This window comes from Deltaproteobacteria bacterium (assembly GCA_016213065.1).
Lineage (GTDB): Bacteria > UBA10199 > UBA10199 > SPLOWO2-01-44-7 > SPLOWO2-01-44-7 > JACRBV01.
Genome location: JACRBV010000014.1, coordinates 1 through 4,008, shown reverse-complemented (window position 1 = coordinate 4,008; position 4,008 = coordinate 1). Strand labels below are relative to the sequence as shown.

Below are 4,008 nucleotides of genomic sequence, written 5' to 3'. Positions count from 1 at the left end.
TTCAAGTTTCCAATTATTGTAAAAACCATATTGTTTCAAAGAACCAACGCAACGAGACTGGATGCCCGACTAAAACACTCGGGCATGACATTAAAATGAGCTAAAAAATAAATCTTGACGCTTTACATAACGGATCCCTGCCGGAGTTTACCCCTGCGGAGGCAGGGGCAGGGATGACAAAAAATACATTTTCCACCACTCCCTTTAAATGTAGGGCTGATGGCTAGCAAAAAGGATTTGCCCTCACAATAAAAAAATGCCAAAGAAGGTCCATGGGTGAATCCAGTAGAGAGCAAAGCGAACGAGAGGGGGAGGCTCCGACGGCTTTGCCGGCGGAGGGGGCGACACGAACCCCCATGATAGAATCTGTTCTTGAAGAGAATCGCCAATTTCCACCTCCTGAAAATTTCCGCAATAAAGCCATCATCCGCAGGTTTGAAGATTATCAATGCAAATGGGAGCGTTCCATCAGAGACCCAGAAGGGTTTTGGAGTGAAATAGCCTCTGACTTTGTCTGGTTTCAAAAATGGAACAAAGTCCGCGAATACGATTTCAAAAATAATATCTCCATCAAATGGTTCGAGGGAGCCAAAACAAATATCACCGTCAATTGCCTCGACCGTCATGTGCAAAATGGTTTGGGCGACCGCACCGCCATCATCTGGGAAGGAAATGAACCGGGAAATGTTCGACGCATTACCTATCAAACTCTTTTGTCGGAGGTCTGTTCTTTCTCCAACGTTTTGAAAAATTTGGGCGTGCAAAAAGGCGACTGCATTACCCTCTATATGCCGATGATTCCGGAAATTGTCGTGGCGATGCTCGCCTGCGCGCGTTTGGGGGCGGTTCACTCCGTAATCTTTGGCGGATTTTCTGCGGAATCCATTGCGGATCGATTGATTGACGCCAAATCCAATTTCATCGTTACGGCCGACTGGGGGCTACGCGGTTCCAAAAAAATCCCGCTCAAAGAAACGGTCGATGAGGCCATCCAACTTTGCGAAAAGAAAAATCACAAAGTTGACAAATGCATTGTCTATCAACACACCGGCGAAAAAATTCCGTGGACCGCAGGGCGTGATTTCTGGTGGCATGAATTGAAGGAACAGGCGGGGCCTATTTTTGAATCTGAAAGAATGTCTGCCGAAGATCCTCTTTTTATTCTCTACACCTCTGGCTCCACCGGCAAACCAAAAGGGGTTCTGCACACCACGGCCGGTTACATGGTCTACACCGCCGCCACTTTCAAAACTATTTTTGATTACAGACCCGAAGATATTTTCTGGTGCACCGCGGATGTAGGCTGGATCACCGGTCACAGCTATCTGGTTTATGGTCCCCTAGCCAACGCCGCTACTATTTTAATGTTCGAAGGAATCCCCACCTATCCTCATCCGGATCGCTTTTGGGATATTTGCGAACGTCATCAGGTCACCATTTTGTACACCGCCCCCACCGCAATACGTGCCCTCATGCGCGAAGGAGAAGATTGGGTCAAAAAACATAATCTCTCTTCGCTCCGTTTGTTGGGAACGGTGGGGGAGCCCATCAATCCCGAAGCGTGGATGTGGTATTACGAAAACGTCGGCGACAATCATTGCCCGATTGTTGATACTTGGTGGCAAACAGAGACCGGCGGCATTTTAATTTCGCCACTGCCCGGTTGCACGAATCTCAAACCGGGTTCCGCAACCATTCCTTTCTTCGGCGTGAATCCAAAAATTCTTAAGGAAGATGGATCGCCGTGCGGCGTGAATGAGGGCGGCTATCTTGTGATTACCGAGCCATGGCCCGGCATCATGCGCACCGTGTATGGTCATCATGAGCGCTTCAAAGAAACCTATTTCACAAAATTTCCCGGATGTTACGACACCGGCGACGGAGCGCGAAAAGATAAAGATGGTTATTATTGGTTGATGGGACGATTGGATGATGTACTCAAAGTTTCCGCGCATCGCATCGGTACCGCCGAAGTGGAATCAGCTTTGGTGGCGCATCATGCCGTGGCGGAGTCCGCCGTAGTTGGTTTTCCCCACGACATAAAAGGGGAGGGCATTTACGCTTTTGTCACACTCAAACAAGATGCGAAAGTGTCGGACGATTTAAAAAAAGAACTGACACAACACGTGCGTCAGACAATTGGTCCCATCGCCGCTCCCGATAAAATCCAATTTTCCCCCGCACTCCCAAAAACCCGCTCCGGCAAAATCATGCGCCGAATTTTAAGAAAAATCGCGGCCGGCCACATCGAAGATCTAGGAGACACCTCCACACTAGCCGATCCTTCCGTAGTTCAGTCTTTGTTGGATGGGAGGCAGTGACCGTCGTTAAAATCTGTAAGTTACTTTTTGAGGCAAGTCATTCCAAGTGCGTCCATGCAAAATCCGGCCTGCCGCTTTTTTACCAACTTTCCTTCCAGAAAGCGGATCATAGGCTCCCCATTGTTTGAAAAAGAAAGGGACATCATATTGCAAGCATTGTTGGCGGATGTTGCAGACCCATTCTGGATCCATTTTTCTTGCCCGATGTCCGCTTTCACCCCCCACAATCACCCAATGAATTCCTTGTAAAAGATCCTCATCGAGATGAACGGGGCCGATTAAAGGCTCAATCGACAAAAAACGAATTTGGGCCGGCGTTTTTTGAAGGTGTCCGATTCTAAATGTAGCAGAATGATTTTCCACCGAAACGCCAAGCCAGATATTTTTCGGCACCACGCGGAAATGATCGGCAGTCCATTGCAACAGCCTTTCCGATCTTTTCGTCAAAACTTGAAATATATGCTGCTTTGCTTTGCACATGGTCTCAAAAACCTTCCAGATAAAATCATCAGAAATATCTTTGTGAAAAAGATCGGACATCGAATCGACAAAAATCAATCTCGGCTGTTTCCACTTGAGAGGCAGTTCCAATCTTTCCGGCCACAAACGAAGATCAAAACCCTGTTCAAAGGGATGCTCCGGCACTCCCCGAAACCGTTCTGCAAAAGTTTCGGCATAACAGTTTTTACAACCCGCGCTGATTTTGGTACACCCTGTCACCGGGTTCCATGTTGCGTCTGTCCATTCAATGGAAGAGTGGTCGCTCATAATCGTCTTGTCTGCTCAAATTTTTTAAAAATATCGGAAGCGATTGTTGCCCAGCTGGCATTATGACCCGCGAACATAAGGCAATAAAGTGGAGCATTGTTGCTGTTTACCATGAGTATTGGATCGGTGCAATGTTCAAAGATTTCAGCAAGGCGTTTTTTGAATACTTTCCCCATTTCCTTCCCGGACATTTTCTTTTTCTTTTGTTCGATTCCAAAAAGAGTGTGGTCTTCTTCATAGAGATCGATCATCCAATCTTTAGTTCCCCACAACAGATCAAGTCTTTTTCTCTCTTTATCAGAAATGGTTTTTTGATCTTTTCTCAAGACGCCCCTATTGATCGCCATAACGGGGAAATTAAGCATGATCTCAATTGTCTTGGCCTCCGCAATGGCTTTTAAAGTTTCCTAATTCAGTTGCATCCCAAAGGGGTCTATAAAAGCGATCGCTCTTTTTTTTACTGACATAGGATAATTGTGGAACCATTTTTTCTATGAGAATTTTATTACTGTCTCCCTGATAAATTGAAATTTTCCTCCCTGTAAATTCTTCGCGAAGTTCTTCAAGCTTTTTGACTCTCCAAGGCGATTCTTCGATGAAATGATAATGGGTAAATGGTTTTTTGAGACTCAACGCAACGCGGGGAGAACCGTCAACAAAAATCTCCTCATCCCGGCTTTGAGGTTTCCCCGTCCCTGCAAAAGCATCGATATATTCATAACCCTTGCACCAATCTTGTTTGGCTAAAATAATAAGATAGGCTTCCAGGTATTTTCTAAGAGCCTGTTCAGAATCTCCTCAGCAATAACACCAAAAACGCCAGGATGACCATTTGACGGCTCGTTGAGAGTTTTCTTTCGCAATTTTTCCATAGCCTTCGACATTTTTCCAACCAACCAAAAGAACGTTCCACTACCCA

At 46.1% G+C, this 4,008-nt stretch carries 5 protein-coding genes; 1 reads left to right on the top strand and 4 read right to left on the bottom strand.

Going from position 1 to position 4,008, the window contains the following annotated elements; all coding sequences use genetic code 11:
- Positions 1-356: 356 nt before the first annotated feature.
- Complete coding sequence (acs, locus tag HY877_00830) at positions 357-2,321, top strand: acetate--CoA ligase (GenBank protein ID MBI5298833.1); 1,965 nt, start codon at positions 357-359, stop codon at positions 2,319-2,321.
- 6 nt (positions 2,322-2,327) lie between these two features.
- Here the strand turns inward: acs and HY877_00825 are convergent, their stop codons facing one another.
- The 4 genes from HY877_00825 to HY877_00810 all read right to left on the bottom strand — a co-directional run.
- Positions 2,328-3,089 (bottom strand): phage Gp37/Gp68 family protein, encoded by a 762-nt coding sequence (locus HY877_00825; GenBank protein MBI5298832.1) that lies wholly within the window; start codon positions 3,087-3,089, stop codon positions 2,328-2,330.
- The gene (locus HY877_00820; protein MBI5298831.1) at positions 3,086-3,454 is read right to left on the bottom strand and encodes a hypothetical protein; all 369 of its coding nucleotides are present in this window, start codon (positions 3,452-3,454) and stop codon (positions 3,086-3,088) included. Before HY877_00820 ends, HY877_00825 begins: the two co-directional genes overlap by 4 nt.
- Positions 3,455-3,458: 4 nt before the next feature.
- Complete coding sequence (gene tcmP / locus HY877_00815; protein ID MBI5298830.1) at positions 3,459-3,857, bottom strand: three-Cys-motif partner protein TcmP; 399 nt, start codon at positions 3,855-3,857, stop codon at positions 3,459-3,461.
- Positions 3,858-3,876: 19 nt separating this feature from the next.
- Positions 3,877-4,008 (bottom strand): transposase (locus HY877_00810; protein ID MBI5298829.1); only part of this gene is annotated, 132 nt, incomplete at its 5' end.